This is a genomic window from Actinomycetospora chibensis (genome assembly GCF_028737215.1).
Lineage (GTDB): Bacteria > Actinomycetota > Actinomycetes > Mycobacteriales > Pseudonocardiaceae > Actinomycetospora > Actinomycetospora chibensis.
Genome location: NZ_JAQZAM010000001.1, coordinates 319,541 through 334,022, shown reverse-complemented (window position 1 = coordinate 334,022; position 14,482 = coordinate 319,541). Strand labels below are relative to the sequence as shown.

Annotated in this window: 13 protein-coding genes; 8 read left to right on the top strand and 5 right to left on the bottom strand. The window is 74.0% G+C overall.

All coding sequences use genetic code 11. The features are described from left to right. Positions 1-51: 51 nt before the first annotated feature. Positions 52-777: a hypothetical protein gene (locus tag PH189_RS01655; RefSeq protein ID WP_274186990.1), complete on the top strand. Its 726-nt coding sequence runs from the start codon at positions 52-54 to the stop codon at positions 775-777. Positions 778-816: 39 nt separating this feature from the next. Further along, positions 817-3,258, top strand: coding sequence for a glycoside hydrolase family 65 protein (locus tag PH189_RS01650; protein ID WP_274186989.1), 2,442 nt, complete (start codon positions 817-819; stop codon positions 3,256-3,258). 18 nt (positions 3,259-3,276) lie between these two features. Here PH189_RS01650 and PH189_RS01645 read toward each other — a convergent pair whose 3' ends face one another. From PH189_RS01645 to PH189_RS01630, 4 genes are all read right to left on the bottom strand, one after another. Beyond that, on the bottom strand, positions 3,277-3,945 hold the full coding sequence (locus PH189_RS01645) for a DUF305 domain-containing protein (protein WP_274186988.1): 669 nt from the start codon (positions 3,943-3,945) through the stop codon (positions 3,277-3,279). Between the two features lie 362 nt (positions 3,946-4,307). Then, positions 4,308-5,573 (bottom strand): NRAMP family divalent metal transporter, encoded by a 1,266-nt coding sequence (locus PH189_RS01640; protein ID WP_274186987.1) that lies wholly within the window; start codon positions 5,571-5,573, stop codon positions 4,308-4,310. Then, a complete protein-coding gene (locus PH189_RS01635) occupies positions 5,557-6,447 on the bottom strand; it encodes a magnesium transporter MgtE N-terminal domain-containing protein (protein WP_274186986.1) in 891 nt (296 codons plus the stop codon). Before PH189_RS01635 ends, PH189_RS01640 begins: the two co-directional genes overlap by 17 nt. Positions 6,448-6,513: 66 nt before the next feature. Continuing rightward, the gene (locus tag PH189_RS01630) at positions 6,514-9,003 is read right to left on the bottom strand and encodes a cation-translocating P-type ATPase (protein WP_274186985.1); all 2,490 of its coding nucleotides are present in this window, start codon (positions 9,001-9,003) and stop codon (positions 6,514-6,516) included. Positions 9,004-9,203: 200 nt separating this feature from the next. Between PH189_RS01630 and PH189_RS01625 the strand changes: the two genes are divergently transcribed. From PH189_RS01625 to PH189_RS01600, 6 genes are all read left to right on the top strand, one after another. Next, positions 9,204-9,932 (top strand): hypothetical protein, encoded by a 729-nt coding sequence (locus PH189_RS01625; protein WP_274186984.1) that lies wholly within the window; start codon positions 9,204-9,206, stop codon positions 9,930-9,932. Then, positions 9,929-10,438, top strand: a complete 510-nt coding sequence (locus PH189_RS01620; RefSeq protein WP_274186983.1) for a universal stress protein — start codon at positions 9,929-9,931, stop codon at positions 10,436-10,438. The genes PH189_RS01625 and PH189_RS01620 overlap by 4 nt, the downstream gene beginning before the upstream one ends. 130 nt (positions 10,439-10,568) lie before the next feature. Continuing rightward, positions 10,569-11,207, top strand: a complete 639-nt coding sequence (locus PH189_RS01615; protein WP_274186982.1) for a response regulator transcription factor — start codon at positions 10,569-10,571, stop codon at positions 11,205-11,207. Positions 11,208-11,283: 76 nt separating this feature from the next. After that, complete coding sequence (locus PH189_RS01610) at positions 11,284-11,634, top strand: hypothetical protein (RefSeq protein ID WP_274186981.1); 351 nt, start codon at positions 11,284-11,286, stop codon at positions 11,632-11,634. Continuing rightward, positions 11,631-12,167, top strand: a complete 537-nt coding sequence (locus PH189_RS01605; protein WP_274186980.1) for a universal stress protein — start codon at positions 11,631-11,633, stop codon at positions 12,165-12,167. The genes PH189_RS01610 and PH189_RS01605 overlap by 4 nt, the downstream gene beginning before the upstream one ends. A 140-nt stretch (positions 12,168-12,307) precedes the next feature. After that, positions 12,308-12,811: a universal stress protein gene (locus tag PH189_RS01600; RefSeq protein ID WP_274186979.1), complete on the top strand. Its 504-nt coding sequence runs from the start codon at positions 12,308-12,310 to the stop codon at positions 12,809-12,811. A 12-nt stretch (positions 12,812-12,823) separates the two neighbouring features. On the opposite strand, the gene PH189_RS01595 is transcribed toward PH189_RS01600, so the two are convergent. Next, entirely contained in the window at positions 12,824-14,308 is a 1,485-nt protein-coding gene (locus PH189_RS01595; RefSeq protein WP_274186978.1) for a DUF4389 domain-containing protein, read from the bottom strand. Positions 14,309-14,482: the final 174 nt, after the last annotated feature.

The window sequence follows — 14,482 nt, the reverse complement described above, 5'->3', positions numbered from 1 at the left end:
CGCCCCCACCATCGGGGTGTCCGTGCCACCCGTCAGGAACGAGCCGTCGCGATGACCACGCCCTCGAGAGAGACCTCGCCCCTCCTCGAGGCGATTCTCAACCTCGCCCGCGCCCACGGGCAGCACGAGCGGTTCTACTCGTCCTCGCCCCTCGAGACGGCGCTGCGTCTGCAGCGTCACGGGCGCATGCTGCACGCGCTCGCCGACCGCTGGTCGACCGTCGTACCCACGCCCCGATCCGCGGCGAACCCGTACGAGGGGGCCGACGACCTCAACAGCGAGGCCGCCATCGCCCTGGACGGCGCGTTGTTCATGGAGGGCGGAGGCCGACCCGTCGAGATCACAGCCATGATCGCGGAGCTCCGGACCGATGCCGAGGGCTTCGCCCGGGGCGGGGAGTGGCTGGCCGCCGCGATGCGGAGCAGCTGGGAGGTCGCGGCCTCCCTGCTCGAGGTCGATGCCCTGTCCGACGTGATGGGGGAGCGGCACCGAATCATCACCAACGACTGGCTCGCCGCCCACATGCAGTCGGTGATCGCCGCGCTCCTCCTGCGCGCCGCCGAGATGCTCGACCACGTCGATCTCGCTCCGGAGGCGCTGAGAGCCGACCTGGCCGCCGACCGCGTCAGCCCGGCCCGGATGAGGTCGGCGGCCGAGGTGATCGCCCGCGCCGCCGATCTGTGCTGCCAGTCCGCCGAGCTGGTCCACGACAACGAACGCCGCTGGCGGATGTTCCGGGAACGGACGGAGCAGGTCGTGTCCGACCTCTCGGGCTGATCGCACGGACCGACGGGCCGGAGGGGGAGGGGCGGCGAGGTGGCGGACGCGTGGACCGTGGAGTGGCACGGCATCGATCTCGCGGACGAGGGCCGACGCGAGGCGCTCGGCACGCTCGGGAACGGGCGTTTCGCCACGCGGGGGGCGGCCCCGGAGTCGGTGGCCGACGGTGTGCACTACCCGGGCACCTACGCAGCCGGCTGCTACAACCGGCTCGGCGACGAGATCGCCGGCGTCACCATCGAGAACGAGAGCCTGGTCAACCTGCCCCACTGGGCGGACCTGCGGTTCGCGATCGAGGACGGTGAGTGGATCCAGCTGTCCGCCCAGAATGTCGTGGAGCACCGGGTGGCGCTGGATCTGCGGCGCGGCCTGCTGATCCGCGTGGTGCGGTTCGACGATCCGAGGGGTCGTCGCACGACGATGCGGCAGCGACGCTTCGTGCACATGGCGCAGCCCTACCTGGCCGGACTGCACACGGTGTTCACGGCCGAGAACTGGGACGGCAGGCTCCGGATCGCCTCCGGGCTCGACGGCTGCGTGACGAACTCCGGGGTGGAGCGCTACCGCGACCTGGCGGGCCGGCATCTCGAGACGATCGGCACCGGGCACCCCGCGCCCGGCACGGTTTTCCTGGCGGCGCGGACCCTCCGGTCGCAGGTGCTGGTCGCCGAGGCCGCCCGGGTCACGGTCGTGCCCGGGAGCGGCGCCGGGAGCCCGGCCCCCGACGTGCGTGAGGCCTCGGACTCGGTGTGCCTCGAGTTCGCACCGGAGCTGCGCCGGGGCGTGCCCCTCGCGGTGGAGAAGATCGTGTCCCTGGTGACCTCGCGGGACCCCGCGGTGGCCGAGCCGACCGCCGCCGCCGTCGGCGCGCTGGCGGAGGCGCCGACCTTCGACGAGCTCCTGGAGACCCACGAGCTGGCGTGGCACCAGTTGTGGCAGCGCTTCCGACTCGACCTCACCGACGGCGAGGAGGCCACGACGGACGAGACGCTGTGCAGCCTGCGCCTGAACCTCTTCCACGTCCTGCAGACCCTGACGGAGCACAACCTCGACCTCGACGCGGGCATCCCGGCGCGTGGCCTGCACGGGGAGGCCTATCGCGGACACGTGTTCTGGGACGAGCTCTTCGTGTTCCCGGTGCTGACCCTGCGTCTGCCCGGGCTCGCCCGGGCGCTGCTGCGCTACCGCACCCGCCGGCTGGACGCGGCGCGACGGGCCGCCCGCGCTGCCGGCCACGCCGGGGCGATGTACCCGTGGCAGTCCGGCAGCGACGGTCGGGAGGAGAGCCAGCGCGTCCACCTCAACCCGCGCTCCGGGAGGTGGATGCCGGACACCAGCTTCCTCCAACGCCACGTCGGGCTGGCCGTCGCCTACAACCTCTGGCAGTACTACCAGGCCACCGCCGACCTCGAGTTCCTCGCCGACCACGGGGCGGAGACGATGCTCGAGATCGCCCGCTTCTTCGCGGGCCTCGCGACCTACGACGCGGCTCGCGACCGCTTCCGCATCCGCGGGGTCATGGGTCCGGACGAGTTCAGCACCCGCTACCCGGGTTCCGAGACCCCCGGGCTGGACGACAACGCCTACACCAACGTCATGACCGTCTGGCTGCTGGGACGGGCCCGCGACGTGCTCGCCGTGCTGCCGACCACGCGACGCACCGAGCTCGTCGAGCGCCTCGGCATCACCCGGGCCGAGCTCCTGCGCTGGAGCGATGTCGAACGCCGCATGTACGTCCCCATCGCGCCGGACGGGATCATCAGCCAGTTCGAGGGATACCGGGATCTGCCGGAGCTGGACTGGGACGACTACCGGACCCGCTACGGCGACATCCGACGACTGGATCGCATCCTGGAGGCGGAGGGCCGCTCGGTGGACGAGTTCCAGGCCTCCAAGCAGGCGGACGTGCTCATGCTGTTCTTCGTCTTCTCCGCCGACGAGCTCCGCTCGCTGCTCACCGGCCTCGGCTACGCGCTCCCGCCCGAGGTCATCCCGCGCACGATCGAGTACTACGCCGCCCGCACGGCGCACGGCTCCACCCTCAGCGCCCTCGTGCACTCGTGGGTCCTCGCCCGGGCGCACCGGGCGCAGGCACTCGAGCACTTCGAGCAGGCGCTGCAGAGCGACATCGCCGACGTGCAGGGCGGAACGACCGCGGAGGGTGTGCACCTCGGCGCGATGGCCGGATGTGTCGATCTGCTGCAGCGGTGCTTCGCCGGGCTCGAGACCAGGCACGACGCGCTCTGGTTCAACCCCCACTGGCCCCGCCGATTCGGCCGGCTGGAGTTCTCCCTCCAGTACCGCGGCCGACCGATGGACGTCGTGGTGTCCGGGCGCGAGGTGCAGGTGTCGGCGGTGCCGGGACCCTACGGGCCCGTCCGGGTCGGGTGTGGTGACCGCGTGCTGACGCTGCACTCCGGTGAGTCGGTCCGCTTCACCGCGGTCGGGGTGCTCGAGGACGCCGCCGCAGAGGGCTGAGACGTCGCCGACCGGCCGCTACCGCGGCCACCCACCGCCGGGGCCCATCCCGCCGGGGCCCATCCCGCCGGGGCCCATTCCGCCGGGGCCGGTCGAGGTCGGGAACCAGCTGGCCAGGTAACCGCGCATCAGGACGATCTCGCTGCGCTGTGTGTCGCGCACCGTGCTGGCGAACCCGACGATCTCGGGGTGGAGGGGGCCGCCGGCGATCAGGACACGTTGGGACATCATCACCGCGCTCATGTGGTGGGGGATCATGTCGGTGAGGAACGCCCGGTCGAGGTCGTCGCCGGACAACGCGGAGAGATCGCGCATCATCGGGTGGTACTCGGGTCGCGGCTGCCGGGGGTACCACGTCGCCAGCCATCCGGTCATCTGCTGGATCTCGACGCTCTGGGTGTCGACGATCCGCTGCCCCAGTGCGCGCATCTCGGGACGTGGGGATCGCGCGAGCTGTGTCGCGGCCGCGACGGCTTCCTCGTGGTGGGGGATCATCTCGGCGAGGTAGCTCGCCTCGTCGACGCGCGGCCCTCCCATCATCGGCATCGGTACGCCGAGGCCGCCTGCCGTCGGCGCGGCCGAGGTCGTCGGTGGGGCGGGCGCGCCGCAGGCCGTGGTGGCGAACGCCGTGATCACGATGATCAGCACGCCGAGCACGGGCCGGCGACCCCGCTTCCACTGCACCATGACCACACGGTCGTCACGAGGTCGGCAGAACCTCAGGGCCGAAGGGCCCGAGCTCGCGGTCCGGTCGGACTCCCGGTCCCGGAGCGACCGATGGACCACGCAGCTCCACCCCGTGCCATGAGGGCGAGTCCCTCGGATCGTCTCGTGCTCCTCCAGGAGGACCTCGGTCCCCGACTCGATCATCTCCTGCGCGAGCTGATCCGCGACGGGCTGCACCTGAGGATCGAGAGTCGGAACGGCCAGGGGAACCAGGGGGCGTCCTGCGCGTCCACGCCCGGCGGAGGACCCGACGGCTCCTCGCCACGTCCACGGTCCTCGAGTCCGACCGCAGGAACCTCCAGATCACCTCGCTGGCCCCACCGCTACGCCACGTTGAGGACGAACAGCGCTCCGACGCACAGGGCGATGAAGGCGATGGTGGCGAGGTAGAGCGCGGCCGCGGGCCGGCTCGCGGTGTGGTCGCCCATCAGGTCGCGGTCCCGGGCGATCCCGTACATGAACACCAGGAGGGGCAGCAGCAGGACCGCGTTGAGGACCTGGGAGAGCACGAGGATCGGGATCAACGGCGCGTCGGGGAGGAGCACGATCAGCGCCGACACCCCGATCACGACGACGTAGGAGAGGTAGAACGGCTTGGCGTCCGCGAACCTGTCGTCGAGAGCGGCCTCGGAACCGGTGTACTCGCAGATCGAGTAGGCCGTGGACAGCGGGAGGACGGCCGCGGCGAGCAGGGCCGCCCCGATGAGCCCGATCGCGAACAGGGCACTCGCGAGGCTCCCCGCGAGGGGCTCGAGCGCGCCCGCGGCGTCGGCGGCGTCGTTGATCGCGACCCCCTGGACGTGCAGGGTCGCGGCGCAGGCCACCACCACGAAGAAGCCGATGACTCCCGTGAGCACCGCGCCGGTCGCGACGTCGATCCGTTCGTAGCGCAGGTCGGCGACGGTGAGCTTCTTGTCCACCGCATAGGACTGGATGAAGCTCAGCCCCCACGGCGCCAGCGTGGTTCCCACGGTGGCGGTGGCGATGAGCACGGCGTCGCGGGTGAGGGGCATGGTGGGGACCACCAGGCCGTAGAAGGCCTGTCCCCAGTCGGGGCCGGCGAGGATCCCGGCAGCGACGTAGGCGACGAACACGGCGGACAGCCCGATCAGGATGTGCTCGACGCGGTGGAAGTTGCCGCGGTTCATGAGCACCGTCACCGCCACGGCGGCGACGGGCACGGCGACGTAGCGGCTGACGCCGAACAGCTCGAAGCCTCCGGCGATGCCGGCGAACTCGGCGCAGGTGGTGCCGACGTTGGCCACGACGAGAACGACGAGCGCGATCCCGCCGGCGCGGACGCCGTAGCGCTGGCGGATGAGCCCGATCAGCCCCTGACCCGTGACCACCCCCATCCGCGCGCCGAGGCTGTGGAACACGATCAGGGCGAGCGTGGAGAGCAGGAGCACCCAGAGCAGCTGGTAGCCGTACTGGGCGCCGAGGACCGAGTAGGTGGTGATGCCGGCCGGGTCGTCGTCGGACAGCCCGGCGAGCAGGCCGGGTCCCAGGACGGCGACCAGCGCCAGGAGCCGGGTTCGGCGGCCGGCGCGCACGGCGCCGGCCGGTGCCTGGTCACCGGTCGCGGCCACGGCCGTCCTCCGGGTCGGGACGGTGGTGCGCGGCGCGGGCGGTCGGCAGCCCGTGCCGCCGCCACCCCCGCAGCCGCCGGAACCGGCGCCTGCGCAGCGGGGACCGCGCGCTCACCGCGGTCCGGTACTGCTGATGGGCGTCGGCGGGGAGCTCGTCGATCACGCTCGCGGCGTCGGCCGGTTCGAGCGCCAGCATGATGCGCCGGCCGACGGCCGGGTCGGCGCGGGCGACCGCGCCGGCGGCCCGACGGGGTCCGACCGCCTGGACGACCTCGGCGGCACTCGTGACGTCGAGCCGGGTGAGCAGTTCGGCGAGGCCGTGCGCATCGAGCTGGTGCACGGCGGCCGTCGTCGTCGCGAGGTGGATGTCGTGACCCCGTGCGGAGGTCAGATGCAGGTCGCGCCAGTCGACGGCCCGCAGGGGCAGCCGCTCGCCGAGCCTCCGCAGCCCGAGGCGGCGGACGACCGCACCGCTGCCGACCTCGACGGCGGCGACCTCGAGCCGACCGTCGGGTAGCCGGGTCATCAGTACGTCCGACACACGCGAGAGCCGGTGGCCGGCCAGGTCGACGATCTGGGTGTCCAGCACGTCACGCACGAGCAGGAGCTCGTCCTCCTCCAGCGGGTCCTCGCCGTGCCCGATCACGAACCGCTCCCACGGCCCGATATCGCGCAGCTGGACCTCGGAACGCTCGAAGGAGGCGACTGCGCTCCACGGCACCAGGTGGGTGATCCGTCGTCGGGAGCCCACCGCCAGCCGGGCGACGACCGGGTGATCGGCTCCCAACCGGGCGGTGAGGTCCCGCAGGTGCCCGACGACGCTCCCGTCGGCCGACCGGACGCCCTGACCGGTCTCTCGGCTCAGGACCAGCACGGTCGGAGCCTAGGCGAGCCGGCGATGCCGCGGGGCGACCGTCACGCGCGGGCCCCGAGGGACGCTCTACGTCACCCGGGGCCTGCCGACCAGGCGGGCGACGAGACCCGCGATGACAGCCCCGCCGAGGGCCACGGCGAGGCTGGCGGACGCGGGTGTCGTCGTACGCAGCAGCGTCATCAGCGGGGGCACCGTCACCGCCGCGATCTGAGCGAGGACGGCCGCGGCCACGGCGATCGACAACCAGTCCCGCCCGTGCCGCCGCGCGCCCCGCGGTCGTCGGGCCCGCAGCCCGACAGCCGCACCGAGCTGGCCGAGGCCCAGCACCAGGAAGGCGACGCTGCGGGGGTCGTCCCCACCGACGAGGAGCATGGCGCCCAGGGTCAGCGCGGCCACCGACGCCCCCACCACCAGCACCGCGAGCCAGAGACCGCCCGCGAGCACGGAGGCGCCGGGCCGTCGCGGCTCGGCCGCCATGACACCCGGTTCGGACGGCTCGGTGCCGAACGCGACCCCGGGCAGGCCGTGCGTGAGGAGGTTGATCCAGAGGATCTGCCCCGGGAGCAGCGGCAGTGCCACACCGATCATCGGGCCCACGAGCATCACGAGGACCTCGGCCAGCCCTCCCGCGAGGGCGTAGGCGAGGAAGCGGCGCACGTTGGCGTGGATGCGCCGCCCCTCGTCGACGGCCGTCACCACGGTGCCCAGGTCGTCGTCGGCGAGCACGAGGTCGGCGGCCTGACGCGCGACCTCGGTGCCGCGCCGGCCCATCGCCACCCCGACGTCGGCCCGCCGGAGCGCGGGTCCGTCGTTCACCCCGTCGCCGGTCATCGCCACGACCTCGCCCCGGGCCTGCCAGCCGACGATGAGGTCGAGCTTGCGCTCGGGTCGGCATCGCGCGACGACGTCGGCGTCGAGCAGCGCGCGCTCCCGGTCGTCGGACGACCCGTCGGCCTGTTGGTCGGCCTCGTCGTCGGGCGTGGCGACCCGGGCGGGCCGTCCGCCCCGGCCGGTGAGCCCGACCTGACCCGCGACGATGGCGGCCGTGGCGGGGTGGTCGCCGGTCAGCACCACGGTCCGGATACCCGCCCGGTGACAGCCTTCGAGGGCGTCACGAGCCGCGGCTCGGGGGAGGTCCTGCAGTGCCACGACGCCCACGACGTCCAGACCCTGCTCCACCTCGGCGGCTTCGGGCAGTGCCCTACGACCGGCGGCGGCCACCACGAGCACCCGCAGCCCACGCGCGGCCGCGTCCTCCGCCCAGTCGCGCGCCCGGTCGGCCCGGCTCGAGATCCCGGGCGGGGGGAGCACGGCCTCGGGCGCGCCCTTGCCGACGACCAGGAACGACTCCGCACCGCCGCCGTGCCAGGTCGTCATCCGCCGGCGGACGGCGTCGAAGGGCAGCGCACCCAGGCGAGGGTGGCGGGCCCGGACGGCCGCCACGTCGATCCCGCGGTCGCGGGCCCACTCGACGAGCGCGACGTCGATGGGATCCGCGCCCGGCCCGGACACGTCGGCTCCGTCCGGGCCGTTCTCGGGTGCGTCGTTGGCCAGCACCGCCATCCGGGCGAGCTCGTCGTCGGCGTCCTGCTCGGGGTCGGTCCAGGTCTCGGCGACCCGGAGCCTGCCCTCGGTGAGCGTCCCGGTCTTGTCCGTCGCGAGCAGGGTCACCGCCCCGAGCGTCTCGACCGCCGGCAGGCTGCGGGCGACCGCGTGCCGCGCGGCCATGCGCCGGGCCCCGAGGGCGAGCCCGAGGGTGACCACGACCGGCAACGACTCGGGCACGGCCGCCACCGCGAGGCTCAGCGCGGCCACGAGCATCAGCACCGGGGGCTCGCCGCGGGCGAGCCCGAGGACGAACACGACGACGCACGCGACCGCGATGACGAGCGCCAGCCGACGGCCCAGGACGGCGAGCTGGCGCTGCAGCGGGGTGCGGCGCGACCGGGTGCGCACCAGGCCCTCGGCGATCCGACCCATCGCGGAGGCCGGTCCGGTCGCCCCGACGACGATCTCGCCCCGTCCCCGGATGACGACGCTGCCCGAGAGGACCTCCGTACCGGGGCGGTGCGACTCCACGGGCATCGACTCGCCGGTGATCGCGGCCTCGTCGAGCTGCAACGACTCACCCCACACCACGGTGCCGTCCGCGGCGAGGACGTCGCCGGCCGCCACCACGAGCACGTCCCCGGGCACGACGTCGCGGGCGGGGACGGTGCGCACGACCCCGCTGCGCCGGACCCGTGCCCTCGCGGCCCCGAGTCGGTCCAGGGCCTCGACGGCGCGGTCGGCCCGGATCTCCTGCACCACCCCGACGGCCGTGTTGCCGACGATGACGAGCAGCACGACCGCCGCGTCGGTGTGGTCGCCGATCGCGATCGTGACCACCGCGACCCCGACGAGCACGAGGACCAGAGGATCGACCAGCTGCGCGCCCACCCGCCTCACGACCGAGCGTCGACGGGGGCGCGGCAGCTCGTTCGGTCCCTCCCGCACGAGGAGCGCGGCTGCCTCGACCTCGTCGAGCCCCTCCCCGGGTGGCGCGGTCCTCGACATGGAGCGCGACGTTGTCGGCGACCGGGCTCCCCGCACCAGGGCCGGAGGTCACGGGGGAGGTCGCCGAGAGCCCGCCGGTCCCGGTCCGAGGACCCCGGGGGACCGGACCTTGGTCTCTGGGCCGGAGATGCCCGGCCCGGGCAACGTTCCGGCTGAGCGGGACGTGCGGTACGACCCGTGGGAGATCGTCGGGAGGACCCGTGGAACACCGGGAACGGGCTCTGCTGCGGCGGTGGATCCCTGTCGTCGCCCTGGCGGAGATCCTCGGGTTCGCGGTGCCGGCGGTCGTCGGGGTGCTGACCGTCGGATCCCCCGTGGTCCTCTCCCTCCCGTTGCTGGTCGCGGCCGGGGCGGTGGAGGGAGCGCTGCTCGGCACGGGGCAGGCCCTGGTCCTCCGGAGCGCCCTCCCCGCGATCTCGGTGACCCGCTGGGTCCTCGCGACCGCGGGAGCCGCGGCCCTGGCCTATCTCCTCGCGCTCCTGCCGTCGACGACGGCGACGGTCACGGCCGCCTGGCCCGTTCCCGTGCTGATCGTGTCGGCGATCGCCCTGGGCCTCCTGGTCCTCCTGACGATCGGCGTCGCCCAGTGGTCGGAGCTCCGCCGCCACGTGGACCCCGCCGCGGCGTGGATCGGCATCACCGCCGTCGCGTGGCTGCTCGGCCTCGGGATCTTCCTCGCCGTCGCGATGCCGCTCTGGCATCCCGGGCAGTCGGTCCCGGTGGCCGTTCTGGTCGGTCTCGTCGCCGGCGCCCTCATGGCGCTCGTGATGGCGGCGGTCACCGGAGCGGGGCTGGTCGTCCTCCTCAGGCGCTCGCGCGGACGGGCCACGGGTCGCGGGACCTCCGGAGAGACGTTCGGCCCTGGGGTCGGGGGCGCCGAGGGCGGATCGTCCGGAGCGATACCGGTGCGACGCGGGGAGCGATCATGAAGGTTCGGGAGGACGGCGCTCGGGTGCCCGCGCGTGAGGGAGGCCGCCCGACCGTCGTCGTGGGGGTCGACGGGTCGCCGGGTTCGCGCGCGGCGCTGGTCGACGCGATGCGCTCCGCGTCCCGTCGAGGCGCCCGCCTGCACGTGGTCGCGGTCTACGAGCCCCCCGAGTGGCGGCTGGGCCCGACTCCCGGCATGCCCCTCCCGAGCCGCGCCGAGATCGAGACCGAGTTGCTCGCCGCGGTCCGTGGGATGGTCACCGACGTCGCCTACGAACTCGGCGGGGAGCACCTGCGGCGTCCCGAGGTCGATGTCCTCGCGCTTCCCGGCCAGGCCGCCGAGGTCCTGGTCGACGCGGCCGAGGGTGCCGACGAGCTGGTCGTGGGCCACCGCGGCCGCGGGGCGGTGGCCAGCGCGCTGCTCGGATCGGTCGGGCTGGGCTGCCTGCTCCACGCGCCCTGTCCCGTGCGGGTCGTGCCCGGGTCCTCGCCGCCGGCCGACTCCTGATCGTCGGGACCTTCGACCCTGCCCGTCGCCTCGGCGAGGGACGATGCTCGCGATCACGGATGTCGTCGCGTTCACGCCGGCCCCGGTCCGTCCCCCCGAACCCGACGAGCTGCAGGAGAAGGAGCGTGTCGTGACCACGGTGTTCCTGGTGGATGATCATGAGGTGGTCCGGCGGGGGGTGGCAGACCTGCTGGACGGACACGACGATCTCGAGGTGGTCGGTGAGGCGGGGTCGGTGGCCGAGGCCCTCAGCCGGATCCCGGCGTTGCGACCACAGGTGGCGGTGCTCGACGTGCGTCTGCCGGACGGCACGGGGATCGAGCTGTGCCGGGAGCTGCGGTCCCGGATGCCGGAGTTGTCCTGTCTGATGTTGACCTCGTACACCGATGAGCAGGCGATGTTCGACGCGGTCCTGGCGGGGGCCGCGGGTTATGTGATCAAGGACGTCCGGGGCAACGACATCGTGAACGCGGTGCGAGAGGTGGGGGCAGGAGGGTCCTTGCTCGACGGACGGGCGGCGAGTGCCCTCATGGGTCGGTTGCGGTCGCGCAGTGAGGCTCCGGATCCGTTGGCGGAGCTGACGGTCAAGGAGCGGGAGGTCCTGGGCTTCATCGGGGAGGGGCTGACGAATCGGGAGATCGGCCAGCGGATGTACCTGGCGGAGAAGACGGTGAAGAACTACGTGTCGGCGTTGTTGGCGAAGCTGGGGATGCAACGCCGGGTGCAGGCCGCCGTCCTCGCGAACAAGGTCAAGCCCGAGGAGTACTGACCGGGCCCGATCGCCGGGACCTCTTCGGGACCTTCGACCCTCACGGGCCCTCGCCGGGGCGGCCAGGCTCGTGGTCATGACGGCACACCAGCTCCTCGCCCCGGACGGCAGCGCGGCGGAGACGACGGAGACGACGGAGACGACGGAGACGACGGAGACGACGGAGCAGCCCCGTCCCGGTCCCGAGCGGGTCGGCGACGTCCTCGACGGTGTCGTGTACCGCTCCGCGGTCGTGATCGACCGGCTCCGGGCGCGACTTCCGGCGAACCCCGTGCCGATCTACCTCGGTGTGGCCGCCCTCGCCGTCACGGGTGTGGTGAGCTGGCCCGTCGCCGTGGCGGCCGGGTGCGGCTACGCCGCGTTCCGGCGGTGGGAGCCCCAGCCGCACGGCGTCCCGCACCCGGTGCCGGCGCCGGTCCTGGCGTGACCGTGTCTCGCGGCCGCCCCGACCATCCCCCGCAGGTCCTGTGCGGGGTCAACGGCTCGACCAGCTCACGACGAGCCCTCGCCGAAGCCGTACGCCGAGCGTCGGCGTGCGGCGGCCGGCTGACGGTCGTCACGGCGTACGACGCCGTGGGCTACTTCTGGGGGGCCCTCGCCGCGTTGCCCGGAGGCGACCTGCTCCCGGTGCCCGACCGGGCCGCGGTCCGGGCGGCCGAGGAGGCGACGCTGCGGGCCTTCGTCGACGACGTGCTGTCCGACCCCGCACTCGCGCCGCTCGTCGCGGAGGGCCCGATGGCGATCGAGACCCGGGCCGTGCCCGGCCGTCCCGTCGACGTGCTCGTCCGGGAGTCCGCCGAGGCCGCCGCCCTCGTCGTGGGCCACGGCGAGGGCGCGCGCACCATGACGTCGGTGGCCGCCGGGTGTCTGCGCCGGGCCCACTGCCCGGTGATCGTCGTCCCGGGAGTCCTCACGAGTCTCCCCGCTCCGTCGAGCACGAGGTCGCGTCGGGGGCCCTAGGTCCCCGGGTCGCGGGACCGTCGGGCGGGCCTTCGCCCCTGATCGACGGCGTCGTCACGGACGACGCTGGGGTCGCCGGGTCCGTCGGATCTCCCGGCCGACCGGCGCCGCCGTGCCGGGAGCTCGGAAGGGTGATCGGGATGTCGGAGCAGATGCCGCTGGTGGTCGTCGGGGTCGACGGCTCCGAGCACGGGGACGCGGCCCTGCGGACAGCGCTCCGGGAAGCCGCCCGGCTCGGAGGGCGGCTCGAGGTCGTCTCGGCCTGGGAACGTCGCGGTCTGACGCTCGCGGAGTACCTCGACCTGCCGTTGGGCGAGGAGGGCGAGCTCCAGGCGGAGCTCGACCGGCGGGCCCGCGCGCAGGTCGACCGGGTGATGGCCACCGAGCCCGACCACGGGGTGGACGTGCAGGTCCGGGCGCACGCCGGCCACCCGACCGAGGTGCTCCTCGAGGCCGCGCGCGACGCGGACCTCCTCGTCGTGGGACACCGGGGCCGCGGGGCGTTCCGCAGCGTCGCGCTGGGTTCGGTCGGTCTGGGCTGCGTGCTGCACGCTCCCTGCCCGGTGCTGGTCGTACCCGTCCCGACCACCCCGCCGGCCGCGGCGACGGCCGGCGGGGCGACGGCCCGGACCGCGCGAGCGTGACCCGGGTCCGCCTCAGGCGGTCGCGCCGGTGGCCGTCCTGCGGCGGCGGTGGGCCGTGGACACCGCGGCCGTCACCATCGTGGCGCCGAGGGCGAGGAGCACCCCGCCGACCACCAGCAGCCCGACGGCGAGCGTCCGCAGACCCGGCACCGTGGCGCCCACGTCGACGGCCACGTCGACGCCCGGTCGCCCGTCGGGCTGGAGGACCACGAGGGTCCAGTCGCCCGGCGCCGGACGCCACGCGACCGACTGCACGCCCGGCCCGGAGACCGACGTGGTCCAGATGCCCGCCTCCTGGGGCGGCACCGGCGGCGCGCCGCCGGGCTGGGCGAGGACGACCGGGCCGTCCTCCGTGCCGGTGCCGTCGCGGTCACCCACGACCGTGCCCGACGCCACGCCGGCCAGGTAGCGGTCCACGTCCGCGCGGGGGGCGACGCCCACGAACACCGGACGCCCGGGGTCGAGGGCGGTGGCCCGCACCCGGACCGTGCCGAGAGCGGCGTACGGGGAGTACATCGCCGGGCCGGCCGCCTCGAGGAGCATCCCCGGGGAGCGCAGCGCGTACCCCGCGTCGGTCAGCCGCGTCGGCGGCGTCGTCAGCAGGCCCGCGGCGTCGCGCGCGGTCGAGTCGGCCGCGAGGCCGGTCGTCCCGCCGACGAGCGGGGGTACGGCACCCAGGCACAGCAGGGCGCCGAGCGCGAGCGCGACCACCGGGCCCGCGCTCCATCCCGACCGTTCGGGCGCCGGTGAGGGCGCCGGCGCCGTGTCGGGGTCGACGGGCCGCTCGACGGGCCGGTCGGCGGGCTCACGCGGACCCATGTCGAGCTGGAACGGCGGGTAGCGGTCGGTCATGAGGGTGACGTAGCCGGCCACCCGCAGCACCCACCGGTCGAAGCCGATGATCATGTCGAACAGGGCGCGCGGGTAGGTGCCGCTGACGGCGTGCACGACGATCCCGATGAGGGCCAGCAGCCCCACCAGGCCGCCGGCCCCGACCGTCCACTGGTAGTTCTGGTCCTCCCAGATCCACCAGGGACTCGAGATCAGGAGCCCGACCACGACGTAGTGGGGGAGCGCCAGCAGCCACCACTTGACCAGCACGAGGCCGCGCGACAGGTGCTCCGGGACATCGACCTCGAGGTCCGCCGGGTAGGTGGGGTCGGGCCGGAGGGAGAAGGGCGGGTAGCGGTCGGTGCCGAAGGCGGCGTTGGTGTAGAACGCCACGCGCCAGGACCATCGCAGCACCCCGACCGCGAAGTCGAAGAGCACCCGCGGGTAGCGGGCGGTGACGAGGATCGCGACGAACGCGACCACCGTGACCATGGCGAACGCCACCCAGAGGAACGCCAGGACGATCCAGTGCGGGATGGCGAGGATCCACTTGAGCAGCCACAGCCAGCGCGAGAGCCCGGGGTCCAGGTCGCCACGCACCCGGACCGGATAGGCCACGGGCCCCGACGGGGGAGAGGCCTGCAGTGCGTCCTTCGTCGTGGTCATGGTGGTCTCCCTCGGATCGCACGGACACCGGCAGGCTGTGCGCGGTGCGCGGATCTCGTCAGGGCCGAACGGCCCGGGCGTCGCGCTCCTCCGGGTGCGCACGACGGCCGGCCGACCCGGGTCACCAGGCCTTCCGACCCTGGCCCTCGCTCGCCGGGGGTCGTGACCATTGCG